This is a genomic window from Nocardioides endophyticus (assembly GCF_039543845.1).
GTDB classification, from domain to species: Bacteria; Actinomycetota; Actinomycetes; order Propionibacteriales; family Nocardioidaceae; genus Nocardioides; species Nocardioides endophyticus.
In genome coordinates, this window is the sequence record NZ_BAABKN010000031.1 from 1 (window position 1) to 24,746 (window position 24,746).

Consider the following 24,746-nt stretch of genomic DNA (forward strand, 5'->3'; position numbering starts at 1 on the left):
TCTACCGACACCTCACAGCCACCACACCAGTTGACAACCTATAGAAGCGTCTCGGCGCTGGCGCGCCTCACACCTAACCACCGGGTCGGCTCGCTCGCTCGCACCTCAACCACCGCTAGCCTCGAGGAATGAGCGAGCAGCAGCACCGAAACAAGTCCGGCTTCGAGACGCGTGCGATCCACGCGGGGTACGAGCCCGACGCGGCGACGGGGGCGGTCATCCCGCCCATCTACGCGACCAGCACCTACAAGCAGGACGGCGTGGGCGGGCTGCGCGGCGGCTACGAGTACAGCCGCTCCGCCAACCCCACCCGGACCGCGCTCGAGGGCAACATCGCGGCGCTGGAGGAGGGGGAGCGCGGGTTCGCGTTCGCCTCCGGCCTGGCCGCCGAGGACACCCTGGTCCGCGGGCTGTGCCGGCCCGGTGACCACGTGGTGATCCCGGACGACGCGTACGGCGGCACCTTCCGGCTCTTCGACAAGGTCGAGAAGGTCTGGGGCCTCGAGTACAGCCCGGCGCCGGTGTCCGACCTGGAGAAGGTCGCGGCCGCAGTACGGCCCGGCGAGACCAAGCTCGTCTGGGTCGAGACGCCCACCAATCCGCTGCTCAACATCGGCGATATCGAGGCCCTCGCCGCGATCGCCCACGACGTCGGCGCGCTGCTGGTCGTCGACAACACCTTCGCGTCGCCGTACCTCCAGCAGCCGCTGACGCTCGGCGCCGACGTCGTGGTGCACTCCACGACGAAGTACTGCGGCGGCCACTCCGACGTCGTCGGCGGCGCGATCGTGGTCAAGGACCTCGACCTCGCCGAGAAGGTCACCTTCCACCAGAACGCCATGGGTGCGGTCGCCGGGCCGTTCGACGCCTGGCTGACCCTGCGCGGCCTGAAGACCCTCGCGCTGCGGATGGAGCGCCACTGCGACAACGCCGAGCGCGTCGTCGACTTCCTGACCAGCCATCCGGCGGTCGGCGACGTGATCTACCCCGGCCTCGAGACCCACCCCGGGCACGAGGTCGCCCAGCGCCAGATGAAGAGGTACGGCGGGATGGTGTCGTTCCGCGTGAACGGCGGCGAGGCGCAGGCGCTGTCGGTGTGCGAGCGCACCGAGGTCTTCACGCTCGGGGAGTCGCTCGGTGGGGTCGAGTCGCTCATCGAGCACCCGGGCCGGATGACGCACGCGAGCGTCGCCGGCACGGACCTCGAGGTGCCGGCGGACCTGGTCCGGCTCAGTGTCGGCATCGAGACCGCCGACGACCTGGTGGCCGACCTCGAGAGGGCGTTGGGCTGACCGGCGTGGAGGATAGGTTGTCGCCGTGAGCAACGACGGCAACGACGCCGAGGACACGACCCCCGACGGCGTACCGGAGGACGACGGATCCGAGACCCGTCGCCGCCGACCGATCATCGGTCTGCGGCACCGGCCGAGCGCCGCTGACGAGGAGCGCGAGGAGCGGCTCGCGGCGAGGCTCGCGCACCAGTTCGCCCACCTGCGCGACGAGCGTCAGGCCCAGCTGGGCCTGCCGGCGGTCGCCGGTGGCGCGGCGCCGGTACGCCGTGAGGGCGTGCCGTGGGGTGTGGACCTCGCTGCTGCGTGGTCGTGGCGCTTCCTGGTGATCGTCGGCGCGGGGGCGGTCGTCTTCCTGGCGATCGGCTACCTGTCCGTCGTCGTGCTCCCCGTCGTGATCGCGCTGCTGATCACCGCCCTGGTCGTCCCGATCGTCGACGGCCTGGTGCGGATCGGGCTCCCGCGGGGCCTCGCCGCGCTGGGCGTGGTGATCGCCGGCATCGCGCTGGTCGGACTGCTGCTCACGCTCGCCGGCCAGCAGATCGCCACCGGGGCCACCGACCTGGCCGACCAGACCGTGGCCGGCCTCGACGAGATCAAGAGCTGGCTCAAGGACGGCCCGCTGCACGCGAGCGACTCACAGATCAACGACTACATCCAGAGCGCCCAGGACGCGATCGAGAAGCGCACCAAGGAAGGTGCGAACCTGAGCAGCGTGACCGAGGTGAGCACCGCGGTCGGGCACGTCTTCGCCGGCTTCTTCATCGTGCTGTTCTCGACGTACTTCTTCCTCGCCGACGGCACCCGGATCTGGTCCTGGATGGTGCGGCTGTCGCCGCGGGCCGCCCGGGGCCACGTGGACAGCTCGGGCCGGGTCGCCTGGATCTCGCTCACCCAGTTCGTACGCGCGACGGTGATCGTCGCCCTGGTCGACGCGATCGGCATCGCGGTCGGCGCCGCGGTCCTCGGCGTGCCGTTCGTGCTCGCGATCGGCGTGCTGGTCTTCCTCGGTGCCTTCGTCCCGCTCGTTGGTGCCACCGTCGCGGGGACCGTGGCCGTGCTGGTCGCGCTGGTCGCCAACGGCCCGATCACCGCCCTGCTGATGCTCGCCGTGATCATCGGCGTGCAGCAGCTCGAGGCACACGTGCTCCAGCCGTTCCTGATGGGCCGCTGGGTGTCGGTGCACCCGCTCGCGGTCATCCTGGCGATCGCCGCCGGCATCCTGATCGCGGGCATCGCCGGCGCGCTGGTCGCCGTACCGATCGCGGCGGCCGTCAACGCCGTCGTCCAGCATCTCGCCGGCTACACGAGTCCGGGCGACGATCCGATCGAGGAGCTCGAGGAGGACTACGAGGAGACTGGGGAGACCGTCGACGTGGGGGACGGGCCGAGCGATGACTGAGCCGCCCACCGTCGGACTGGCCGACATCGAGCTGGCCCGCGAGGTGCTCGCCGGGGTGGCCATCGAGACGCCGATGGAGGAGTCGCGCTGGCTCTCCGCGCTGGCCGGCGGCCCGGTGTCGCTCAAGTGCGAGAACCTCCAGCGCACCGGCTCGTTCAAGACCCGGGGTGCCTACGTGCGCATCTCCAGGCTCTCCGCCGAGGAGCGCGCCCACGGGGTCGTCGCGGCCTCCGCCGGCAACCACGCCCAGGGCGTCGCGCTCGCCGCGCAACTGCTCGGCATCAAGGCGACCGTCTTCATGCCCGAGGGCGCTCCGATCCCCAAGGAGAAGGCCACCCGCGGGTACGGCGCCGAGGTGGTCTTCCACGGTCGCTACCTCGAAGACGCCCTGCACGAGGCGCACGCCTTCGCCGAGCGCACCGGCGCGGTGCTGATCCACCCCTTCGACCACGTCGACGTCGTGGCGGGCCAGGGCACCGTCGGCCTGGAGATCCTGGAGCAGACCCCCGACGTCGAGACTGTGCTGGTGCCGACCGGTGGCGGCGGTCTGCTCGCGGGCATCGCGATCGCGATCAAGGCGCAGTGCCGGGTCCTCGGGAGGCCCGAGGTGCGAGTCGTCGGAGTCCAGGCCGCAGGTGCCGCGGCGTACCCGGGCTCGCTCGAGCACGGTGGCCCGGTCGCGCTGTCCTCGATGACGACGATGGCCGACGGCATCGCCGTCGGCCGACCGGGCGACATCACGTTCGCCGCGGTGCGCGACCACGTCGACGAGATCATCACGGTCTCCGAGGACGCGCTCGCGCGCGCCGTACTGGCCACGCTCGAGCGCGCCAAGATGCTCGTCGAGCCGGCCGGCGCGGCGGCGGTCGCGGCGCTCCTGGAGCACCCGACCGCCTTCCGGACGCCGGCGGTCGCGGTGCTGTCGGGCGGCAACGTCGATCCCCTGCTGCTGGGCAAGGTGATCCGGCACGGCATGGCCGCCGCGGGTCGCTACCTCAACCTGCGCGTCTGCATCCCCGACGTACCCGGTGGGCTGGCGCAGCTGCTGACCGAGATCAGCGCCGTCGGTGCGAACGTCCTCGAGGTCGCGCATGAGCGGATCTCACCCACGCTGCACGTCGACGAGGTCGAGGTGCGGCTGCAGCTCGAGACCCGCGGCGAGCCGCACGCCCAACAGGTGCTCACCCGACTCGGCGAGCACGGCTACCGGGTCCTGTCCTAGACGCCGAGTCGGCGCAAAGTGACCCCTGGAAGGGTCACTTTGCGCCGACTCGTGGGTCAATCTGCGCCGACTCGGCGATCTCGGTGACTCAGCCGGTGTAGGGGACCGCATCCACGATGACGACCTGGAGCTCCTTGCCGCTGGGCGCCTCGTAGGTGACGGTGTCGCCCTTGGAGGAGCCGAGGATGGCGGAGCCGAGCGGCGACTGGGGCGAGTAGACCTTGAGGCCGCCTGCGGCGTCCTCCATCTCGCGGGCGCCGAGGAGGAACGTCTCGACGTCGTCGTCGGAGTCGCCGACGAACTTGTAGGTGACCTTCATGCCGGGCTCGACGACGCCGTCGTCGGCCGGGGTCTCGCCGACCTCGGCGCGGTTGAGCATGTCCTCGAGCTGCCGGATCCGGCCCTCGAGCTTGCCCTGCTCCTCACGGGCGGCGTGGTAGCCGCCGTTCTCCTTGAGGTCGCCCTCGTCGCGGGCCGCGCTGATCCGGGCGATGATGTCCTGGCGGACGGGACCCTTGAGATCCTCGAGCTCCTGGGTGAGCTTGTCGAACGCGTCCTGGGTGAGCCAGACCTTGCCCTGTGCTGCTGCCTGCGTCATGGGTAACTCCTGCTTGCTTCTTCGAGGTACGGCGGAATCGCTCCGTCGCATCGTCGGTGGGTTCCCCGCACAGGATGTCGGTAAACGACAGTGCGTGATCGCGTCGGGCCGTCCTCGACGGCCCTGCGGGGAGCGTCAGATCGGCGAGTCTAACAACGGACCGCTACAAAAGCAGATCGTTCAGCGCGGCCGGCTCTGCCCGGGGGCCGTGCAGCCGAGCAGCTCGACCGACGTCGCGAGCCGTTCGGTGCGCACTTCCTGGACGCTCTGGCCGTCGACGGGGGTGAAGACCAGCTCGCCGACGACGGTGTGATCCTCGGCGTACGCCCGCAGGGTGCAGCTCGCGACGACGTCGTCGTCGGCCAGCCGCACCTCGACCGTGGCGGTGGACAGGTGCTTGTCGACGACCTTGTAGCCCACGATGTCCGAGCGGACCTGCGGGGTCGACTGGTCCCAGACGGTCCAGCCCAGCCAGCCCAGGAACGCGGCCACCAGGACGACACACACCCCCACGGTCGCCCGGCGTCGCCAGGGTGCCGGCGCGCCGTACCTGTCGGCGAGGTCGGTTGGCTGGATCACGTCGAAATGGTCCCACCTAGGATGTCCGGGTGACGCAGCACCCCTCCCGCGCCGGTCTCCGGCTCATGCACGTCCACGCCCACCCCGACGACGAGTCGAGCAAGGGCGCCGCCAGCACCGCGATGTATGTCGCGCAGGGGGTCGACGTCCACGTTGCGACCTGCACCGGCGGCGAGCGCGGGTCGATCCTGAACCCCAAGATGGACCGGCCGGACATCCTCGAGAACATCACCGAGATCCGGCGCCAGGAGATGGAGCGGGCTCGCGACATCCTCGGCATCCGCCAGGACTGGCTGGGCTTCATCGACTCGGGCTGGCCCGAGGGCGACCCCAAGCCGCCGCTGCCCGAGGGCTGCTTCGCTCTGGTGCCGCTCGAGGAGGCGATGGCGCCCCTGGTGCGGCTGATCCGCGAGTTCCGCCCGCACGTCCTCACGACGTACGACGAGCGTGGTGGCTACCCGCACCCCGACCACATCAAGTGCCACGAGATCAGCGTCGCCGCGTTCGAGGCGGCGGCCGACCCGGAGCGCTACCCCGAGCTCGGCGAGCCCTGGCAGGTGCTCAAGCTCTACTACCACCACTCGTTCAACAAGGCCCGGATCCAGGCGACCCACGACGCGATGATCGCCCACGGTCTGGAGTCGCCGTGGGCGGAGCGGCTCGCGGAGTGGAAGGACGAGCCCGAGTGGGACGCCCGGGTCACGACGCGGGTCCCGTGCTCCGACTACTTCGGCGTCCGCGACCAGGCGTTGCTGGCGCACGCGACCCAGATCGACCCGGACGGCTTCTGGTTCGCGATCCCGCGTGAGCTCCAGGCCGAGGTCTGGCCGACCGAGGACTTCGAGCTGGTGACGAGCCACGTCACGTCAGAGCTCCCCGAGGACGACCTCTTCGCGGGCATCACCCACCCACTCTGAGAGACTGTTCTCCATGCAGGTGCTGACCGTCCTTCCGCAGGTGCTCTCGTTCGTCGACGAGGTGCCCGAGGCCAACGACGTCAAGGCCGGATGGGTGGGCTTCGCGATCTTCATCGGCCTGATCCTCGCGGTAGCGTTCCTCGGTTGGAGCCTGGTCAAGCAGCTGCGCAAGGTGGACGCCGCCGAGGACGCGGGGCTCTACGACCCGTCCGACCGGAAGCCCGTCCAGATGCCCGAGCAGGCACCGGAGCGCCCCCAGAGCTGATCGGCTCCGACCTGCGTGAGGCGGATCACCACGTCGCCATCATCTCGACCAGCTCGACGAACCCGGACAGCGAGGTGCCGCGGACCAGGATCACGACACGACCCTCCGAAGAAGTCGCCGTGAACACAAGCCGGTCCCGGGTAGAGGAGTCGGCCCTCCGAGCGCTTGCGTCGGTGGAGGCCGGCGCCGCATGCGGCCGTGTGGTCAGCGGTCAGCGGTCAGCGGTCAGCGGGGTCCGGCACGGTCACCCGGTCCGGGTGAGCCGCCGCCCCGGGCGCGGTGCTCTGCTGGGTGTCATGACTGAGACCGAGCCTGCCGGGGCGAAGCCGGCCAAGCGCAATGACAAAGCAGTCCGGGTCGTCGGCATCATCGTCGCCGTGCTCGGCATCGTGTTCCTGGTCGCCGGCGTCGCGACGTACGCCGTCATCTCGAGCACCCTGGCCGACGAGAAGATCACCGTCTCCGACGACGCGGCGCACTTCGCGGGCAAGGACGTGAAGGGCCCGTTCACCGCGTACGCCCAAGCCGACGTGATCGCCAAGCACGCCGAGGAGATCGGCGGCGGCAAGACCTACTCCGAGCTCGCCCAGGACGACCCCAACCGCGCGACGGTGATGAACGCGTCGTTCCTGCGGGCCAGCCTCTTCACGTCGGTGGTGGCGTTCGGCGTGGCCGCGTTCGTCGCGGTGGTCGGCGTCGTGCTGATCCTGCTGGGCTGGGTGCTGACCCGGCTCGCGCGCATCGCCTGACGACTCACCACGGCACCGCGCCCTGGGCGTCGACGAACGTCCCGGACGCGGCGGAGTCGGGCAGCGTGGCAGCCCGGTAGACGACCTCGGCTGCGTCCTCGGGAGCCAGAGGTGCCTCGGCCGCGGCAGGAGCCAGGTCGGTGCGGACGAATCTGGGGCATACCGAGGTGACCTTGATCGAGCTGACGGCCAGCTGCTTGGCGAGCGTGATGGTCACGTTGTTGAGCGCCGCCTTCGAGGACTGGTAGGCCGGCACGACCAGGGAGAGGTACGGCGAGTCCGGGTTCGTCTGGTCCGCCAGGGAGCCCATCGTCGTGCTGACGTTGACCGGCGTTGTTGACGAGCACGACGACGTGCCCGAACCGGTCCCCCACGATCCCCCCACGATCCCCGCCGCGATCTTCACCGACGTCTCGTCGGTGACGTCCATCTGCAGGCTCGTCACGGCGTACCCCTCCCGCCGCAACCGGTCGGCAGCGTCCTCGCCGGCGGCGGCGTCGCGAGAGGTGATGACGACGTGGCCGCAGTCGTGGGCGAGTCGGCGGGCGCTCGCCAGGCCGATCCCGCGGTTGCCTCCGGTGACGAACGCGATCTTCATGGGGTCTCCTTCAGGGTTGTCGCCGTCGATCGACGGCGCACCCATCTCCACGCGGACCGCCGCGCGATGCTGGCGGGAATCGGACCACGCGTCGGGCGGCCGCCCGTACGGTGGTGTGGTGCCGAACCGACTGGCGTCCGCGACCTCGCCGTACCTCCTGCAGCACGCGGACAATCCCGTCGACTGGTGGGAGTGGGAGCCGGCGGCCTTCGAGGAGGCGAGGCGCCGCAACGTGCCGGTACTGCTGAGCGTCGGGTACGCCGCGTGCCACTGGTGCCACGTGATGGCGCACGAGTCGTTCGAGGACGAGGCCACGGCGGCGTACCTCAACGAGCACTACGTCAGCATCAAGGTCGACCGCGAGGAGCGGCCCGACGTGGACGCGGTCTACATGCAGGCGACGACGTCGATGACCGGGCGGGGCGGCTGGCCGATGACCTGCGTGCTCGACCACGACGGCAACCCGTTCTTCGCCGGCACCTACTTCCCGGACCGCCCGCGCGGTGGGCAGCCGTCGTTCCGCCAGGTCCTGGAGGCGCTGACCGACGCGTGGGCCAACCGCGGCGAGGAGGTGGCCCGGGTTGCGGAGACGCTCCGCGAGCACCTCGCGTCCCAGGGTGGCGTCCGGGGTGCGGCGACCGTGACGGGAGCCGAGCTGCTCGAGCGGACGGTGATCGGCCTGGCCCGGGAGTTCGACCAGCAGTCGGCGGGGTTCGGCGGTGCGCCGAAGTTCCCGCCGACGATGGTGCTCGAGTTCCTGCTGCGCATGGCGGGCGGTGGCGAGACATCGGCCGAGTCGCCGACCGAGGCCCGCCGGATGGCCGATGCGACGCTCGAGGCGATGGCCCGCGGCGGCATCCACGACCAGCTCGCCGGCGGCTTCGCGCGCTATAGCGTCGACCGCGACTGGGTGGTGCCGCACTTCGAGAAGATGCTCTACGACAACGCGTTACTGCTGCGGGTGTACGCCGAGTGGGGGACCGAGCTGGGCGACCGGGCTGCCGAGGGCATCGCCGAGTTCCTGCTCGGTGAGCTGCGAACGGTGGAGGGCGGGTTCGCGTCCGCGCTCGACGCGGACTCCGAGGGCGCCGAGGGCACCTACTACGTCTGGACGCCGGCCCAGCTGACCGAGGTGCTCGGGCCCGACGACGGCCCGTGGGCCGCCCGGCTGCTGTCCGTCACGGATGCAGGGACCTTCGAGCACGGCACGTCGACCCTCCAGCTGCTCACCGAGCCGGACGACCTCAAACGGTGGTACCGGACCCAGCGGTTGCTCAGGTCTGCTCGTGACCGCCGGGAGCGCCCGGCTCGCGACGACAAGGTCGTCGCAGCGTGGAACGGGCTGGCGATCAGCGGGCTGTGCCGCGCCGGGCGGCTGCTCGACCGGCCCACCTACGTCAAGGACGCCGTGGTTGTCGGCAACCTCCTCTGGCGGGTGCACCTGGTCGACGGCCGGCTCCGCCGCGTGTCGCGCGATGGCGTCGTCGGCGCGCCGGCCGGGGTGCTCGAGGACCACGGGTGCGTCGCGGCCGGCTACCTGGACCTGCTCCAGGTCACTGGCGACCCGCTGTGGCTGAAGCGGGCCGGCGTACTGCTCGACATCGCGCTCGACCACTTCGCCGCTGACGACGGCGGGTTCTTCGACACCGCGGACGACGCCGAGACGCTGGTCGCCCGCCCGCGCGACCCGTCGGACAACGCCTACCCGTCCGGGCTGTCCTCGCTGATCCATGCGCTGTCGACGTACGCCGCGGTGACCGGCTCGGGCCGGCATCGGGACGCCGCCGAGGCGGCACTCGCGACGGTCGAGGTGGTCGCCGAGCAGGCGCCGCGGTTCGCCGGGTGGTCGCTCGCAGCGGCCCAGGCGATGCTCGACGGGCCGGTCGAGGTGGCCGTCGTGGGTGGGGCGAGCGAGGATCGGCACGCACTGGAGCGCCGGGCCCGTCGTCACCCGGGCGCGGTGGTGGTCGTCGCGGACGGACCCGACGACCGGATCCCGCTCCTGGTCGGACGGGAGCCGGTGGACGGCCGGCCCGCGGCGTACGTCTGCCGGGGCTTCGTCTGCGAGCGCCCGGTGACCACCGTGGCAGACCTGGAGGCAGCCCTGTTGCGGTGACCGTGACAGCACTACTGTGACCGTCATGACCCAGGCGCCCGCTCGACCGCAGTCCGGCTCCACCTTCGAGTCGCTGAACCCCGCGACCGGCGAGGTCGTCGGGACCCACCCGGTGCAGACCGCGGAGGAGGTGCAGGCAGCGGTGGCCCGCGCTCGCGAGGAGGCGGCGTGGTGGGGCGGCCTGAGCTTCGGGGAGCGCAAGACGCACCTCAACGCCTGGAAGACCTCGATGACCCAGCGGCTGCCGGAGCTGGCCGAGCTGATGCGCCTCGAGATGGGCAAGCCGGTCGGCGATGCGATGCTCGAGGCCGGGCTGGCCATGGAGCACGTCTCCTGGGCCGCGGGCCACGCCGGCCGGGTGCTCGGTCGGCGCCGGGTGTCGCCCGGCCTGATGATGGTCAACCAATCGGCGTCGGTGGCGTTCAAGCCGCTCGGCGTCGTCGGGGTCATCGGCCCGTGGAACTACCCGGTCTTCACGCCCCTCGGCTCGGTCGCCTACGCGCTGGCAGCCGGCAACGCCGTCGTCTTCAAGCCGAGTGAGCACACCCCCGGTGTCGGGGCGTGGATGGTGCAGGCGTTCCAGGACGCCGTCGGCCGTCCGGTCCTCCAGCTCGTCACCGGCCTCGGCGCGACCGGGGCCGCGCTGTGCCGTGCCGGTGTCGACAAGGTAGCGTTCACCGGATCGACGGCGACCGGCAAGAAGGTGATGGCCGCCTGCGCCGAGACGCTGACCCCGGTCGTCATCGAGGCCGGCGGCAAGGACTCGGTCATCGTCGACGCGGACGCCGACGTCGAGGCCGCCGCCGACGCGGCGCTGTGGGGTGCGTGCAGCAACGCCGGCCAGACCTGCATCGGCGTCGAGCGGGTCTACGTGCACGAGAAGGTGTACGACGAGTTCCTCTCGACCATCACCGCGAAGGCGGCCGTGCTCCGGGCGGACCGGGACGGCAAGATCGGCCCGATCACGATGCCCAGCCAGGTCGGCGTGATCCGCAGCCATGTGCAGGACGCGCTGGACCACGGCGGCCGCGCGGTGGTCGGCGGCATCGACGCCGTGGGTGAGCGGTTCGTGCAGCCGACGATCCTGGTCGACGTGCCGGAGGACTCCCTGGCGGTGCAGGAGGAGACCTTCGGCCCGACGATGACGATCGCCAAGGTGCGCACCATGGACGAGGCGATCGAGAAGACCAACGCGACCCGCTACGGCCTCGGCAACACGGTCTTCAGCAAGGTCAACGGCATGGCGATCGCGGAGCGGGTCCGCTCGGGGATGTCCGCGGTCAACGGCGTGATCAGCTTCGCGGGCATCCCGAGCCTGCCCTTCGGTGGCGTGGGGGACTCGGGCTTCGGCCGGATCCACGGACCCGAGGGCCTCAAGGAGTTCACCTACGCCAAGGCGATCGCGCGGCAGAGGTTCAAGCCGATGATCAACCTCACCAGCTTCGACCGGACGGCCAAGGCCGACAAGCAGCTCGCCCAGGTCATCGGGCTGCTGCACGGGCGCGCCAAGAAGCGCTGACGTCGTCGGTGCGCTGGCACGCCGGCTCGCGAGCGCGACGCCACTGGCTGGAGCTGCCAGTGGCGTCACGCCTTGCACGCCTCGCTCGCGGACTCTCCGGCTACCTCAGACTCACGTCGACGACAGCCGAGGGGCGGAGCGTGACCGGACCGAGCAGGCCCGAGGGCGGCGGTGTCTTGCTGCGCCTGTTCAGCAAGGTGTTGGTGACCCGCACCTCGATGGTGTTGTCTCCTGCTCGCAGGGCTTCGGTCGCGTCGACCACATACGGGCTCCACAGGGCACGCGGGAGCTTGACCCCGTTGACGGTCACCTGTGCCACGTCGCTCACCTCGCCGAGGTCGAGCATCAGCCGGCGGTCACCGAGATCGGACCCGGTCAGGTCGACGGACGTCCGGTAGACCGCGCTCCCGGAGAAGGTCGGGTCGGTCACCGTCCACGATCCCAGGTCGGTCGCTTGGGGGCTCTCACCGTCGCGCTCGAGCTGCACGGTCCACGGCCCGTCCACCGGAATGGGCTGCAACGGGTCGCGCACCGTGACGTGGCCGCGGAAGGCCTTGCCGTGGTCCCTGCCCGTCAGCTCGATGGTCCCGGGTTCGTCGAGGACCAGGGCCGCCCTGAGCGTGTTGCGCACCCGAGCCACGGACTCCGCGACCCGGTCGCCGACCAGGTGTGGGTTGGCTTTCGTGCGCTTGCGGAAGACCACCGCGATGGTCTCGTACGGGTCGAGCTCGAGCGGCACCGTCGTCGCATCGCGGCCGCCGTCGTCGTACGTGGTGGCGACCTCGGCCTCTCCGGTGCGTGGATCCCAGATCTCCGGGACTCCGTCGACCGGAAGCGTCGCGCGGGTGCTCACCTGCTGATCGCTCTCGTTGTTGACCAGGAACGAGACATCGCTGCCCCGGCCGGTGCGCAGCACCCGGACCGCGGGAGCCGCTGGTGAGAGCTCTGCGGCCGCGACGTCGGCTTCACGCGCCAGCGCACCGACCGCGTCGGCGTCCGGGACGAGAGCCACTCGGCCGGCCCCGCGCCGCGTCCAGTGTCCGGAGGCGCCGGCGACCAGTGACGTGAATGCGGAGGCCATCGCTTTGTCCCGGCCGCGCGCCTCGTGCTCGGGAAGGGGACCCACGAAGAGGACGCGACCTCCGGCCCTGACGAACCCCTGCAGGGTCTTGACGGTCTCCAAGTCCAATACAGGAGTCGTCGGGACGACGACCATCCGGTACGACGCCGAGCCGACGTGCAGCGACCCCGCCTTGGGTCGCGCCTGGTAACGGGTGTGCGGGTCGCCGGAGAAGGATCCGTCACTCACGATGTCGAAGTCGACCTGCCCTCGTTCCAGCGCGAACGCCGTGGAGCTCAGGTCCTCGTCGAGCTGATGCGCCGTGTCGGAGACCCGGGTCTGCTCGGCCGCGCGCTGCGGTTGCAGCAGTGCCGTCCGAGCCAGCGACTCGCCACGGGCCATCTCGCTGACCCGGCCGATCCACGCGTCGACGTCGCCCATCGCATCCCAGTAGGTGTTGCTGGGCCCGAAGGGAGGCGCGAAGAAGACCTGCTGCTCATCCGTCCACATCGCGTGCAGCGAGAAGGAGTTGACGCCGCGCGTGGCGAGGGCGCCGATCGTGGCATGGATGTACTCGGGCGCCACATCCCAACCGGAGTTGCCGAAGACCTCCGACAGTGCCCGGTCCGCTCCGCTGTGGTGGGCCGAGGCCGCGGCGTTGCGGCCCAGGCTGGTCTGGTGGCCGGCCACGTAGTCCTCGGTGATCATGTCCGTGCCGGGGACCTGCGCGTACTGGTTGTCCTTGGCCAGGTCGCCGGTGCTCTCCATCCGCTTCTGGGGGCTCTCCTCGTCCAGCAGCGGGTTCGTGATGAGCTGGAGGCCTCGGTCTCCCATCCACTCGGCCTGGCGCTGGTAGTAGTTGGTCGCGAAGGCGTTGTTCACGGCCCGCCAGTAGACACCGGAGTACTCCTCACCGGTGCGGCCGAGCTGCTCGAAGGCGGCCGTGTAGGCGACTCCCGGAGTCGACCCGCTCTCCTCGACCAGCTTCTCGAGGCTGCTCGACCAAGGGAGCCGCTTGAACGGCCACGGCGCGGCGGAGGAGATGAACGGCTCGTCATCCCAGAAGCCCGGCACCACGGAGCCCATCGCCCAGCCGAAGCGGCGCACGTACTCGCCCTGAGCGACGTCGAACAAGCGGTCGGTCGCCTTCGGGTCGAGCAGGTCGAGGTAGCCCCGGTGGTAGCCGCTGGAGTCGTCGGTCAGGATCGCCTTGCCGTAGGTGTCCACCTGCCAGCGCCCCGCAGGGACTCGCCAGGAGCCCTTCTCGAGCTCCGGAGTCAGCTCGACCAGGTCGGCTGCGTCGGTCGAGCCGGCCGGGCGGGCCGCGGCTGCGACGGCGCCGGTGATCCGCACCGTCGGTCCACCGAAGCCACCGATCTGCTCACCGTTGTCGAAGGTCCGCGACCACAGCTCCTTGCCATCCGGGTCAGTGACGGCAAGGTGATCCCACGAGACGCGCTGCAGACCCTCGACGGCGTCCTGGACGCCGACGCCGCCGTACTCGGCGCTGACCGCCGGCGCTCCGACGGGGTACGTCGCGTCGGTGGCGACGGGCTGCACGGTCTTGTTGACCACTGGCTGGATGCGGTCGCCGGCGACCTTGACCGTGACCGTCTGCTCGTTGCGGGGGTGGAAGCCGGGGGCGGGGATGCCCTGTGTCAGCTGGGTCCTCGAATCGCCGTCAACGCGCCAGACGCTCGCCCTGCCCTTGACGTCGATGTCGACCAGGTAGCCCTTCGTCCCGTCCGGGGAAGAGCGGACGACAAGCTGCGCGCCCGACGCCGTCAGACGCACCTTGCCGGTCACGGTGTAGTCGGTCCAGGCGTCGCCCGCAGTGAGCGGGTGCGCGCCCTCGCGGATCGCGGCGTCCACGACGAGGCGACCGTCGGCCACACTGAGGCCGCTGGACTCGGCGGGGTCGATCGTCGTCGGCCCCTCGACCACGCGGGTGGACCGCTGGAGCGCCTTCAGCCTCAGCTCAGGGCTCGGCTCGTAGGTCTTGTCGCCGACGGTGCCACCGTTGGCGATGATCCCGCCGGCCTTGCCGCTGGGGAAGTTGCTGTCATTGAAGAGCCAGATCCGCATGCCGGTGCGCTTGGCCTCGCGCAGGACGTGTCCCACGATGTCGAACCAGGCCTCGGTGAAGTAGGCGGGCTTCATCCCTGCGCCGCCGTAGGGGAAGAGGACGGCTTCGTAGATGCCCTTGTCGCGCATCTCGGCCAGCTGCGCGTCCACCACGTCGGGGGTGACGGTGCCGGTCCAGTACCAGTAGATGGATGGACGGCTGTCGTGGGGAGGGTCGGCGAACGCCGCGGCGTCGAAGCCGCGCGCGTGTGGGGCCGTGGCGCCGGAGCCGCCGGGCCCCGCGGTGGCGGGGTCTGCCGGGGTCGCGGCAACTGACAGGGCGAGTGCGGATGCGGCTGAGACGGCTCCGACGAGCAGGACTCGTCCCCGAGAATTGAATCGAATCAAGAGAAGCTTCCTTCGCTAGGCGACGGCTCCGTTGGAGGGACATGGAGCCTTTGTGACGTGTGACACTATCCGCAAAAAGCCACGATTGGAACGATTCACTTCTTCCGTGATCAATAGCCCGCAGCCGCCGCAGCCCATCGCGGACACCTCGGCGACCCACGAGGCGGTGAGGGTTGGACTGCACCTTGTCGTGCCGGTCGTCAGTGCCCGGCGCGACCGGGACGTAGACGCCGACGGTACGGCGAGGCGAGCCACGCCCTCATGTCGCGAGGCTGGGAGCCGAGGCGGCGTCGAACATGAGCTGGCTGCCGACCGGCGCGGGCGGCGGTCCCGTCCCACTGCCGATGGTGAACGTCGTCCGCACGACCGCTCCCGAGACGTCGATGGCGGTGTAGGTGTCGGTGCCGAGCGGGTCGCAGGTTCCCCAGATCCACGACTACGTGAACGACCCGTTGCCGCTGGTCGGCGACACGCCAACCGCGGCCGCGCCGGCCCGTGCGGCCAGACCCGCCGGCACGGTCGCGTGGACCGGGGCATCGGCGTACCTGCTCAGCGGCAGGTGCCACGGCTGTGGCGAGTCGACCGGCGGGCCGGCGGGCCGGCGATCGCGGGCGCGGTGGTGCCCAGTGTGATGGTGCCCAGCGCCACCAGTGTGCTGACGACCAGGGCCATCACCACCGGGAGCAGCAGCCGGTGTCGTCGGGTCACGCGTCGAGGGTGGGTCAGGTCACGGGGCCCACGCGCCCGCGACCTGCCGGGTCGCGGCGTTCAGCCGGTTCCAGACGTTGACGGACGTGATCGCGATCAGCAGCGCGGACAGCCCCTGCTCGTCGTAGTGACGCGCCGCCTCAGCCCAGACGGCGTCCGGGACCGGGTCCCCGCGATCGGCCACGCGGGTCACGTGCTCGGCCAGCTCGAGGGCGGCGCGCTCGGCGTCGGTGAAGTACGGCGCGTCGCGCCAGGCCGCCACCGCGAAGAGCCGCTCGTCGCTCTCGCCCTCCTTCTTCAGCGCGGTGCCGTGCAGCTCCACGCACACGCTGCAGCCGTTGATCTGGCTGGCGCGCAGGTGCACCAGCTCCAACGTCGTGCTCGGGACCCCGAGCCCCTCCGCGGCCTGGGCGTACGCCGCCAGCCCCTTCAACGCCGCGGGTACGAGGAAGACGGGGTGGGTCATCCGTGCTTGCATGTGCTGGCTCCTGTCATGTCGGTCGACGTCGGTTCGTCAAGCAGGTGACGGATCTCGAAGGAGGAACCTGACAGTGACCAACCAGGATCAGCTGGCCGAGCAGTTCGAGCAGCACCGCACGCACCTGCGCGCGGTGGCCTACCGGATGCTGGGGTCGGTGGCCGAGGCGGACGACGCGGTCCAGGAGGCCTGGCTGCGGCTGGCCCGGACGGACGTCAGCGACGTGACCAACCTGCGCGGGTGGCTCACCACCGTCGTCAGCCGGATCTGCCTCGACCTCCTCCGCTCGCGGAAGGCGCGTCGCGAGGAGTCGCTCGACGTGCACGTGCCCGACCCCGTGGTGAGCCGCCTCGACGCCGACCCCGAGGCGGCCGCCGAGCAGGCCGACGCGGTCAGCCTGGCGCTGCTCGTCGTGCTCGAGGCCCTGCCGCCGCGGGAACGGATGGCCTTCGTGCTCCACGACATGTTCGGTGTGCCCTTCGGGGAGATCGGCACGATCGTGGGCACCTCCGCCGCCACGGCCACCCAGCTGGCCAGCCGTGCGCGCCGCCGGGTCCGCGAGGCGCCACCCACCGCCGCCGACCTCCCCACCCAGCGCCGAGTCCTCGACGCGTTCCTCGCTGCTGCTCGGGACGGCGACTTCGACGCGCTCGTCGCCGTACTCGACCCCGACGTCACGCTCCGCGCCGACCTGGGCGACGCCGGCCCGTCCCGGGTGATCCGGGGCGCGGCCACGGTCGCCGGGCAGGCCCTGATGTTCGCGAAGATCGGGCCGACCGGCGTCCCGGTCCTGGTCAACGGCGCGGTCGGGCTGCTCGCCGTGGTCGACGGGCGGCCGACATCCGTCTTCAGCCCCGCCATCCGCGACGGCCGGATCGTCGAGATCAACATCGTCGCCGACCCCGACCGGCTCGCCGGGCTGGACCTGCGCGCCCTGCTCTGAGGGCCGAGCCTCTGAGGGATGAGCCTCTGAGGGATGAGCCTCTGGGGCGCTAGCTGGCGACGAGGGCGAGAGCGCCGCCCGCGAGGGCGGCGGCCACCAGCAACCCCGTCCCGAACGCCCTCCATCCCGGCGCGCCCGCGAACAGCACGGCGATCAGGCCGGCGAACACGGCCGTGACCGCGAGGGCGACGTCCCACGCGCCGTACAGCCAGATCGACGTGAGGAGCAGACCGGTCAGCACGCCGAGCAGTGCCCCCGCTGGTGCGCCGGGCGGCGGGCGGTTCGGGACGACGGGTTGATCCCACACACGACGATCATGACGCGTGCTGGTGCTCTAGGGTCCAGAGATGTCGTATCGATCGGTGACCGCGGCGGTCGCGGTGGCCTACGTGGCGGCCAGCGTGCCCGTCGGTGCCTACGCGGTCTGGGCCGCCATGGCGTCGTACGGCGACCGCCACTCTTCCGACGGCATCACGCGGGCGCAGTTCCCGTTCAGCGTCTTCGTGCTGTCGGCGTCCGCTGCGACGATTCTGCTGGTCCTCGGAAGCGGCGTAGCCGCTCGGAAGCGTCGGACCGGCGGACGCGCGCTCCGGTTCGTCGGCACTGTCGCCGCTCTCCCGCCACTGTTGCTCGCCTCCTTTGGGCCGTCACGTGGCACCACGGCCCGCTGCTGTTGAGCTTGGCTGTCGTCGCCCTCGTGACCACCGCAGCTCTCGTCATCACGTTCCGCTCCTCGGCGTGGCCATGGCCGGAAGCTGCAGCTCCCGTAGCCCAATGACGCCTGCACGCCACTGGGGTCCGTATCGGTCGTCCGTGCCGCCGGCCTAGGTCCTGCGGTGGAAGCTGACCTTGCCGGTGGGGTGATGGGTCGTCTCGTAGGTGGGGTCGTGGGCTCTCGCGTGGTGTCTCGGGCAGAGGAGTCCGCCGTTGTGAAGGTCGGTCGGCCCTCCGTCGGTCCATCGCTGCCAGTGGTGTGCGTGACACATCCAGGGTGGCCAGTCACAGCCGTCGGCGGCACAGCCGCCGTCTCTCAGGGTCATGGCGAGCAGCTGGGCCTTGGTGAAGAGCCGGCGGGCGCGGCCGACATCGAGGACCTGAGACTTGCCGTCGAGGACGACGGGGATGATCCGGGCGGTGCACGCCAACCGACGGGCCTCTCTCGGGCTGATCCGGTCGCCGGTGTCGAGGACCCCGGCCTTCGCCAGCTTCCCGGTGAGGGTGTCGAGGTCGATGGTGACCACGATGGTGGCGTCGGTGCCGCCGACCTTCGGCAGGTGTTTCGCGGTGATGCGTTCGATGAGCTCGGCCAACGCCCTCCCCAGCCGCTCCGGCCCCGGCCGGCGTTCCACACCTGCGCCCGCTCCGTGGGTGGCGGCCTGGTGCTTGGGGGCGGCGATCGCCAGCAGCATCTTCTTCAACCTGGCGGCCTGCGCCGTGGGCAGGGTGAACCGTCCGTGGGTCTTGCCGTGCCCGTCGTCGGTCATCGTCAATCGGGTCGCCTGCGCCGCCTTGGCCTCCTCCCTCTCGAGGAGGTCGGCCTCGTGGGCATCGGCCAGCTCGGGTGCCACCACCTCCAGCAGCCGGCGGCCGAGGATCCTCAGGGTGTGGGCGTCGTGCTCCTGCGCTGCGGCGACCAGGTGCCCTTCGGCCCTGATCACCAGGTCCGGGTCCAGGTCCTCGGGCAGAGCCTTGACCGCGCGGATGATCACCTGGGCCTGCTCGACCCGGAGGTCACCGTGCGCCAACGCGGCCCGGACCAGGTCGTGCGTGGCGAGGTCGTAGCCCAACCGGACCGTCCGCGCCGCGCCCGGACGGGTCTCCTTCACCGTGTGCGCGAGCCAGTTCGCCGTCGACGTGGCACCCACCTCCTGGCCGACCTGCAGCTCGTCGGCGTGCGCCGCGACCCGGGACCGCAGTTCGGCGACCTGCGCTTCGAGGCGGGTCAGCTCCACCAGCGTCGATGCGGTCTCGGCAGCATCCATCGACCACACCGAGGCGTCCGCCACGGCTTCCAGCTCGGTGTGTGCGTGCGCGACCGCCACCGACACTCGGTGTCTCGGGGCTGCGATCGCGGTCATGAGTCCAGCCAACCCCCTGCGACCGGCGCCCGCATCCGGGCGCCGTCGGCCCGTGGACAACGCTGCCGCAAGCAGGCTTGTGGACGACAAGTGGCCCACGCTGGTGGTGGTTTCGAGGCTCGGGCCCGGCGGCCCTCACACGTCAACCACCGGTGGCGGCGCGCTCCTCACCGGCGGCGATCTCGGCGTGCAGGTCGAGGCAGTAGCGGCCGAAGTCGATCTGGATGGTGTGGCGCGGGGCGTCGTAGTACTGCTCGAGGTGAGCGGCCTCGTCGGCGCGCATGATCCGCTCCTGCTCCTCGACCGACGGGAGCACGTACGAGCCGGCCAGCAGCTTGGCGAGCAGCTTGGACTGCTGCTCGGCGAGGTTGACGATCGTGGGGGAGGACTGGGCGAGACCGAGGTAGTAGAGGTGGTCGACGCCGGGCTTGATCATCCGCTTGAAGAGCGGGTAGCGGTGCTCGTCGTCGGGGTGCAGGTCGGTCTCCGTGGAGTCGAAGAAGGGGAAGCTCATCTCGTAGCCCGTCGCGCACACGATCACGTCGGCCTCGACGGTCGAACCGTCGACCAGGTGGACCGTGGAGCCGTCGAGCCGCGCGATGGCCGGCAGCATGTGGATGTCACCGGAGCCGGCCTTGGTCAGGAAGTCGGCACTCACGGAGGGGTGCGCGGCCAGCGGCTCGTGGTCCGGCTCGGGCAGCCCGTAGCTGCTCATCGAGCCCACCAGCTCCCGGATCAGGGCCCGGGAGGCCGTGAGTGCCTGCTCCTTGGGGATGTCCGGGGGCGCCATCACCTTGTCGGCGGGCTGGCCGTTGCGGTACTTCGGCAGCACCCACACGCCCCGTCGCGCGGACACGTACAGACGCGACGCCATCCACGGCGCCGACAGCTCGCTCGCGATGTCCATCGCCGAGTTGCCCATGCCGACCACGATGACCCGCTTGCCGCGCATCTCCACCGGCTCGAACGGCGAGATGTAGGAGTGGCTGTGCAGGAGCTCGCCGTCGAAGTGGCCCGGGTAGTCGGGTATGCGCGGCTTCCAGTGGTGTCCGTTGGCCACCACCAGGTCCGTGTAGGAGCGCTTCTCCCCGGTCGACAGGGTGACGTCCCATCCGTCCGACGTACGTCGAGCCAGGTCGACGCCGACGCCGAACGTGATCGCGTCGCGCAGCCCGAAGTGGTCGACGTAGTCGCGGAAGTACTGGTGGATCAGCCTGTGGTGCGGGAAGTGCGGGTAGTCCGCCGGTGCCGGGAAGTCCTCGAACTCCAGGCGCGATGTCGAGGTGTCGATGTGCAGCGACTCGTAGACCGACGAACGGCCGTTGGGGTTGCGGAAGTACCAGTTGCCCCCGACGTCGTCGGACAGCTCGAACTGGTCGTAGTCGATGCCGTAGTCCTTGAGGCGCTTCGCCGTCGTGATGCCGGAGCAGCCCGCTCCGATGATGCAGACGTTCATCGCCCAGCTCCGTCCACGCAGTCGAACGCCGTCCGCACGTAGCCATCGGTGCGCCCGGAGGACGTGAAGTGGTTGTCCATCCGGTTCATCGCGTAGGCGACGGTCGTACGGCGGTCCAGGTCGTTGACGACGATCGCGCCGCCGTACCCGGTCCACCAGCAGACCCGCCCGTCCGGCACCGCCGGAGCCGTCGCCGGTTGCGGCAGCCCGTAGCCGATGCCCCATCGCAGCGGCACCATCAGCACGAGGTCTGGCCCCTCTGCCTGGACCTCGAAGATCCGGTCGATGGTCGCGGCCGACAGCAGGCGTACGCCGTCGACCTCGCCGCCGTGCGAGACCACCGACTGTGCGCGGGCGATCGAGCGGGCGTTGCCGTGTCCGTTGGCGCCCGCGACCGAGACCCCGCGCCAGGGGGCGGTGTTGCAGAAGCCACCGACGTCAAGCAGCGGGTTGACGATCGTCGGCACCAGCAGGTTGCCCTCCGGCAGCAACGAGAGGTCGAGCCCGCCGGGTGGCGGCGGGACCAGGTCGGCGCAGCGGCCCATCGCCGACTCCGGCACGCCGAGGTGGAAGTCGGCGCTCAGGGGCTCGGCCACCAGCTCCCGGAACCGGTCGGCGAGCGGGCTGCCGGTGGCCGCGCGGACCAGGCCGTCGAGCAGATGGCCGTAGCTGACCATGTGGTAGCCGGACGCCGTGCCCGGCGCCCACCACGGCTCCTGCTCGGCGAGCATCCGCTCGGAGTGCTCGAGGTCGAGCAGACCGGCGACGTCGAGCGTCTCCGTCCAGCCGGCCATGCCCGAGGTGTGGGCGAGCAGGTGCCGCACGAGCACGTCGTCGCGCTTGAACTCCGGCCAGTACGACGACACCGGCGCATCCAGGTCGAGCAGTCCGCGGTCGGCGAGCACGAGGACGGTCAGTGCCGCCATCGTCTTTGTCACCGACCACACCTGGACGATCGTGTCCTCGCGCCACGACTCGCCGGGACGGGCCTCGCCGCCCCAGAGGTCGGCGACCAGCTCGCCGTCATGGACCACGGCGACGGACGCGCCCAGCTCGGACCCGTCGGCCAGGCGGGACGCGAGCAGGTCGCGGAGCGGTTCGTACGCCGGTTGGCAGCTGCCGTGCACAGTCATGCCCGACACAATAGGAACAGGTTCTAGTTTAGGGAACCCGTCAGCGCACGAAGTAGACGATCAACGCGATCAGCAGCAGCAGCGTCGTACCGCCGAGCGCCCAGACCCACCAGGGGACGGGCTTCTGCGGCTCAGGAGCCGGCGCGGGAGGCGGCGGTGGAGCCGCGACCACGGGGGCCGGCGCCGGCGGGTTCATGTCGCCGCCGCAGCGGGCGCACAGGACAGCGGTGAGCAGGTTGCCCTCCGCGCAGTGCGGGCATGGCACCGAGGCCACCATCACCCGCCCCGAGGTGCCGGGCAGGCGGCGCAGCGAGTCGCCGGCGAGGGTGCCGCTGTCGAGGACGACCTTGGACGGTGTCCAGAAGAGCGGGTAGTCGCACTGGCGGCAGAAGTCGTCGGACTCGCGGCGGGTCAGCGCGACCATCGCGACGGTGCCGCACTCGGGGCAGGTGACCTGCTCGTCGGGTGCGGACGTGGGCGTGGGTACGGCGAGCGGCGGGGCCAGCGTCTGGGTGGGCTGCTCGTCCGCCCTCTGCTCGTTTGTGAACGAGGGCTTGGGCTCGAGCGGGTTCGTGTCGTCCGGCTCCCCGCCGGAGAACACGTGCTTCCCGGTCAGCGTCTCGCTCACCCCGGCCACTCCTCCTCCGATGTCCAGACCCGGTCAGGCCCGACGTACAGCTCCGCGCGGACGTGAGCCGGGACCTCGTCCCTGACGACGTCGATGAAGTCGGTCAGCTCCAGGAGCCCCGTCGACTGCACCCTCATCACCACCCACGCGGTGTCCTCAGGAGCGTCGCCGGCACGCCAGATGCCGCCGCCTTCCTCGATGACGGCGGGTCCTTCGCTGATCAGCTCCAAGTAGGACCTGAGTCCGCGAGCGGTGCCCCGCCACGTCAACGTCTTTGCTGCACCGGCAACGATACGGCGTTGCAGGCTCTCAGGTTGGGAATCGTCGATCGTCTCCACGCCGATCCACGACGCCAGGTAGGGCAGCATCGGGCTGGGGGAGACCGTCGTGTTGGGGACGTGCTCGATGTTGTCGGCGTCCTCGAGGAGCGTGGTGCCCATGTCCTGGAAGATCGACACGAAGCGCACGAAGAAGTCGTGGTCGAGCATCGAGACCGGCAGCTGGTCGAGCATCCAGGTGGGGGAGCGCTGGGGCCGGGTCTGCCCGCCCGGCACCACCGTGGCGCTGATCCGCTCGATCGTCATCGCACGACGACCTGGTGCCCGGCGGAGAGGAAGAGCGACTGCTTGTCGAGGCGGATGACGTCCTTGCCGCCGCCGAGGCGGCGTCCGGTGCGCAGGTCGTACTCGAACAGCAGCACCTCCTCGACCCGCTCGACGCCATCGACGCTCTCGAGGAGCTGGGTGATGACGGCGAGGTTGACGTCGGCGTCGAAGGGCCACCCGGTGCCGTCCGAGCCACCGACCAGTGGGTTCAGGAACCGCGACAGGGCGTCCATGGTGCGTTGGCGCACGAGCGCGGCGGGCCGACCGGGCGCGCCGTGCAGGAGCGCGACGACCGAGACGCCCTGGTAGTACGGCGTGCTCACCTCGACCGACGTACCGACCAGTCGGTGCTCGTCGAGCGCGTCGACGATGGTCGTCATCAGCGGCGGCGAGATCGCGAAGTCGTCGAGCTTGTGACCGGTCGGCTCGCTGCGGACATGGGGTACGACGAGGAGCTGGACGGCGCCGTTGCCGCGTCCGGCCGGCCGGCAGCGGGCGCGCGCGACCTCGATCGACGACTCGATCGTGAGCCGCTCGAAGTCCCGGGCGGTGACGGCGCGGTTGCCGGTGCGCAGGGTGAGCGGGCCGCGCACCTTGGCCTCGGCGACCGACTCGGCATCGACACCACCGGAGGCGGGTCCGAGGTTGATGGTGCCGTTGACGAACGGCACCGCCGTCCGCATCACGGTCAGCGTCCTGGCGCCGACGTTGCCGCGCGAGCCACCACCGTGGCGGTAGCCCGACACCTCGACGAATGCGCCGTCACGGGGGATCACGCCGTGCTGGCGGATCGACCCGTCGGGGTAGCGGATCCGGGGACCGAAGTGGACGACGCCGGTGCCGCTGTCCCACACGAAGTGGCGGTCGTTCGGCCCGGACGCGGAGAAGTCCTCGACCTCCGACCAGACGTCCACTCGCTCGCCGTCGACGATCCGGAGTGTCTCGCTCTCGCGCCGGGGCAGCACCGGGAAGCGGTCGACTTGGAAGGTCTGGCCGGGCGCGCCGTTGCTGCGCCCGAGGATCTCGCTGCCGATGGTCTCGGCGTGCTCGGCTCCGACCGTGCCACCGAGGGCCGACACCTCGATGCCGCGCACCCGGGGTGAGTTGCGGTAGATCGGCTGCCCGGTGCGCGGCGCCAGGAGCCGTGCTCGCAGCCAGTACGCCGATTCGTTGGCGACCGTCAGCGGCTGGTGCTCGACCGGGACGAGCAGGACGATCTCGCCGGGACGGTTGAGGCCGCCGGTGGTGTCCTCGTAGATGCGGGTCGGCAGCCAGCCCTCGCCGTTCCAGACCTCCCAGATCAGCGGGGGGTTGCGGGGATCGACGCCGATGCCCTCGGCGCGGGCCTCGACCTGCAGGCGCAACACCATGCCTGCGAGGCTCTCGCGGAAGCCCAGGTAGAAGGCGTCCCCGGGGGTGATCGTGTCGGCCGGGAAGCAGCTGGCGCCGTCGGTGCCGAAGCGGAGGTCCTCCCAAACGTCGAGGATCTGCTCACCGTCGGCGGCGGCGGACTTCGAAGCCACCAGCTCCGGCGGGGCGATGACCAGCTCCTGGACCGTGCTGAAGACGACGCCCTCACCCTCGGCGGCGCTGGTCTGTGTCATCACCTGGGTGTTCGCGGGCACGAGGACCGGCTGCTCCAGGACGGCCGAGAGCCAGAACGTGAGGTCGGTGCGCGCGACGGACGGTGGGAAGGGCTCGATGCCCACCATGTTGAGGAAGTGGACGTACAGCCGGTCCGGCACCTGGTTGACCCGGTAGAGGACCATCTCGCTCATCCAGGCGAACAGCTCGATCAGCGCGACCCCGGGGTCGGACACGTTGTGGTTGGTCCACTCGGGGCAGTAGCGCGGGATCAGGCGCTTCGCTTCGTCGACGATGTCCTGGAAGGTCCGGTCGTCGAGGGCGGGCGTGGGCAGCGGCATCGGGCG

23 protein-coding genes are annotated in these 24,746 nt (G+C 70.8%); 10 read left to right on the forward strand and 13 right to left on the reverse strand.

Annotated elements, in window-relative coordinates; genetic code table 11:
• The first annotated feature begins 128 nt into the window (after positions 1-128).
• From ABEA33_RS22820 to ilvA, 3 genes are read left to right on the forward strand one after another with little or no spacing between them, the layout of a single operon-like run.
• Positions 129-1,292 carry a cystathionine gamma-synthase gene (locus ABEA33_RS22820; protein ID WP_345529375.1) on the forward strand — a complete coding sequence of 388 codons (1,164 nt, stop codon included), beginning with the start codon at positions 129-131 and terminating at the stop codon, positions 1,290-1,292.
• A 25-nt stretch (positions 1,293-1,317) separates the two neighbouring features.
• The gene (locus tag ABEA33_RS22825; protein WP_345529376.1) at positions 1,318-2,691 is read left to right on the forward strand and encodes an AI-2E family transporter; all 1,374 of its coding nucleotides are present in this window, start codon (positions 1,318-1,320) and stop codon (positions 2,689-2,691) included.
• Positions 2,684-3,913 carry a threonine ammonia-lyase gene (gene ilvA, locus ABEA33_RS22830; protein ID WP_345529377.1) on the forward strand — a complete coding sequence of 410 codons (1,230 nt, stop codon included), beginning with the start codon at positions 2,684-2,686 and terminating at the stop codon, positions 3,911-3,913. Before ABEA33_RS22825 ends, ilvA begins: the two co-directional genes overlap by 8 nt.
• 88 nt (positions 3,914-4,001) lie before the next feature.
• On the opposite strand, the gene greA is transcribed toward ilvA, so the two are convergent.
• Both greA and ABEA33_RS22840 read right to left on the reverse strand, forming a co-directional pair.
• Positions 4,002-4,511, reverse strand: coding sequence for a transcription elongation factor GreA (gene greA / locus ABEA33_RS22835; protein WP_345529378.1), 510 nt, complete (start codon positions 4,509-4,511; stop codon positions 4,002-4,004).
• A 180-nt stretch (positions 4,512-4,691) separates the two neighbouring features.
• The gene (locus ABEA33_RS22840) at positions 4,692-5,090 is read right to left on the reverse strand and encodes a DUF4307 domain-containing protein (RefSeq protein ID WP_345529379.1); all 399 of its coding nucleotides are present in this window, start codon (positions 5,088-5,090) and stop codon (positions 4,692-4,694) included.
• A gap of 65 nt (positions 5,091-5,155) precedes the next feature.
• Here ABEA33_RS22840 and mca point away from each other — a divergent pair, with 65 nt between their 5' ends.
• The 3 genes from mca to ABEA33_RS22855 all read left to right on the forward strand — a co-directional run bounded on the left by mca (position 5,156) and on the right by ABEA33_RS22855 (position 7,021).
• Positions 5,156-6,007 (forward strand): mycothiol conjugate amidase Mca, encoded by an 852-nt coding sequence (mca, locus tag ABEA33_RS22845; RefSeq protein WP_345529462.1) that lies wholly within the window; start codon positions 5,156-5,158, stop codon positions 6,005-6,007.
• A gap of 13 nt (positions 6,008-6,020) precedes the next feature.
• Positions 6,021-6,272, forward strand: coding sequence for a hypothetical protein (locus ABEA33_RS22850; protein ID WP_345529380.1), 252 nt, complete (start codon positions 6,021-6,023; stop codon positions 6,270-6,272).
• Positions 6,273-6,568: 296 nt separating this feature from the next.
• The gene (locus tag ABEA33_RS22855; protein WP_345529381.1) at positions 6,569-7,021 is read left to right on the forward strand and encodes an aromatic ring-opening dioxygenase LigA; all 453 of its coding nucleotides are present in this window, start codon (positions 6,569-6,571) and stop codon (positions 7,019-7,021) included.
• Positions 7,022-7,025: 4 nt separating this feature from the next.
• Here the strand turns inward: ABEA33_RS22855 and ABEA33_RS22860 are convergent, their stop codons facing one another.
• On the reverse strand, positions 7,026-7,619 hold the full coding sequence (locus tag ABEA33_RS22860; RefSeq protein ID WP_345529382.1) for an SDR family NAD(P)-dependent oxidoreductase: 594 nt from the start codon (positions 7,617-7,619) through the stop codon (positions 7,026-7,028).
• Positions 7,620-7,737: 118 nt separating this feature from the next.
• On the opposite strand from ABEA33_RS22860, the gene ABEA33_RS22865 reads away from it, so the two are divergent.
• Both ABEA33_RS22865 and ABEA33_RS22870 read left to right on the forward strand, forming a co-directional pair.
• Positions 7,738-9,735, forward strand: a complete 1,998-nt coding sequence (locus ABEA33_RS22865; RefSeq protein WP_345529384.1) for a thioredoxin domain-containing protein — start codon at positions 7,738-7,740, stop codon at positions 9,733-9,735.
• A gap of 25 nt (positions 9,736-9,760) precedes the next feature.
• Positions 9,761-11,254, forward strand: coding sequence for an aldehyde dehydrogenase family protein (locus tag ABEA33_RS22870; RefSeq protein WP_345529385.1), 1,494 nt, complete (start codon positions 9,761-9,763; stop codon positions 11,252-11,254).
• A 100-nt stretch (positions 11,255-11,354) separates the two neighbouring features.
• Here ABEA33_RS22870 and ABEA33_RS22875 read toward each other — a convergent pair whose 3' ends face one another.
• The 3 genes from ABEA33_RS22875 to ABEA33_RS22885 all read right to left on the reverse strand — a co-directional run bounded on the left by ABEA33_RS22875 (position 11,355) and on the right by ABEA33_RS22885 (position 15,972).
• Positions 11,355-14,786 (reverse strand): glycosyl hydrolase, encoded by a 3,432-nt coding sequence (locus ABEA33_RS22875; protein ID WP_345529386.1) that lies wholly within the window; start codon positions 14,784-14,786, stop codon positions 11,355-11,357.
• 549 nt (positions 14,787-15,335) lie between these two features.
• On the reverse strand, positions 15,336-15,494 hold the full coding sequence (locus ABEA33_RS22880) for a hypothetical protein (protein ID WP_345529387.1): 159 nt from the start codon (positions 15,492-15,494) through the stop codon (positions 15,336-15,338).
• A gap of 19 nt (positions 15,495-15,513) precedes the next feature.
• Positions 15,514-15,972: a carboxymuconolactone decarboxylase family protein gene (locus ABEA33_RS22885; protein WP_345529388.1), complete on the reverse strand. Its 459-nt coding sequence runs from the start codon at positions 15,970-15,972 to the stop codon at positions 15,514-15,516.
• Between the two features lie 73 nt (positions 15,973-16,045).
• Here ABEA33_RS22885 and sigJ point away from each other — a divergent pair, with 73 nt between their 5' ends.
• A complete protein-coding gene (gene sigJ / locus ABEA33_RS22890) occupies positions 16,046-16,915 on the forward strand; it encodes an RNA polymerase sigma factor SigJ (protein ID WP_345529389.1) in 870 nt (289 codons plus the stop codon).
• Between the two features lie 49 nt (positions 16,916-16,964).
• Here sigJ and ABEA33_RS22895 read toward each other — a convergent pair whose 3' ends face one another.
• The gene (locus tag ABEA33_RS22895) at positions 16,965-17,222 is read right to left on the reverse strand and encodes a hypothetical protein (protein ID WP_345529390.1); all 258 of its coding nucleotides are present in this window, start codon (positions 17,220-17,222) and stop codon (positions 16,965-16,967) included.
• A 40-nt stretch (positions 17,223-17,262) separates the two neighbouring features.
• Between ABEA33_RS22895 and ABEA33_RS22900 the strand changes: the two genes are divergently transcribed.
• Positions 17,263-17,592, forward strand: a complete 330-nt coding sequence (locus ABEA33_RS22900; RefSeq protein WP_345529391.1) for a hypothetical protein — start codon at positions 17,263-17,265, stop codon at positions 17,590-17,592.
• Positions 17,593-17,739: 147 nt separating this feature from the next.
• Here the strand turns inward: ABEA33_RS22900 and ABEA33_RS22905 are convergent, their stop codons facing one another.
• From ABEA33_RS22905 to ABEA33_RS22930, 6 genes are all read right to left on the reverse strand, one after another.
• Positions 17,740-18,993 carry an HNH endonuclease signature motif containing protein gene (locus ABEA33_RS22905; RefSeq protein WP_345529392.1) on the reverse strand — a complete coding sequence of 418 codons (1,254 nt, stop codon included), beginning with the start codon at positions 18,991-18,993 and terminating at the stop codon, positions 17,740-17,742.
• A 142-nt stretch (positions 18,994-19,135) separates the two neighbouring features.
• Positions 19,136-20,449, reverse strand: coding sequence for a flavin-containing monooxygenase (locus tag ABEA33_RS22910; RefSeq protein ID WP_345529393.1), 1,314 nt, complete (start codon positions 20,447-20,449; stop codon positions 19,136-19,138).
• A complete protein-coding gene (locus tag ABEA33_RS22915; protein ID WP_345529394.1) occupies positions 20,446-21,582 on the reverse strand; it encodes a serine hydrolase domain-containing protein in 1,137 nt (378 codons plus the stop codon). The genes ABEA33_RS22910 and ABEA33_RS22915 overlap by 4 nt, the downstream gene beginning before the upstream one ends.
• A gap of 40 nt (positions 21,583-21,622) precedes the next feature.
• Positions 21,623-22,210: a hypothetical protein gene (locus ABEA33_RS22920; RefSeq protein ID WP_345529395.1), complete on the reverse strand. Its 588-nt coding sequence runs from the start codon at positions 22,208-22,210 to the stop codon at positions 21,623-21,625.
• The gene (locus tag ABEA33_RS22925) at positions 22,207-22,794 is read right to left on the reverse strand and encodes a phage tail protein (protein ID WP_345529396.1); all 588 of its coding nucleotides are present in this window, start codon (positions 22,792-22,794) and stop codon (positions 22,207-22,209) included. Before ABEA33_RS22925 ends, ABEA33_RS22920 begins: the two co-directional genes overlap by 4 nt.
• Positions 22,791-24,740 carry a putative baseplate assembly protein gene (locus ABEA33_RS22930; RefSeq protein WP_345529397.1) on the reverse strand — a complete coding sequence of 650 codons (1,950 nt, stop codon included), beginning with the start codon at positions 24,738-24,740 and terminating at the stop codon, positions 22,791-22,793. The genes ABEA33_RS22925 and ABEA33_RS22930 overlap by 4 nt, the downstream gene beginning before the upstream one ends.
• Positions 24,741-24,746: the final 6 nt, after the last annotated feature.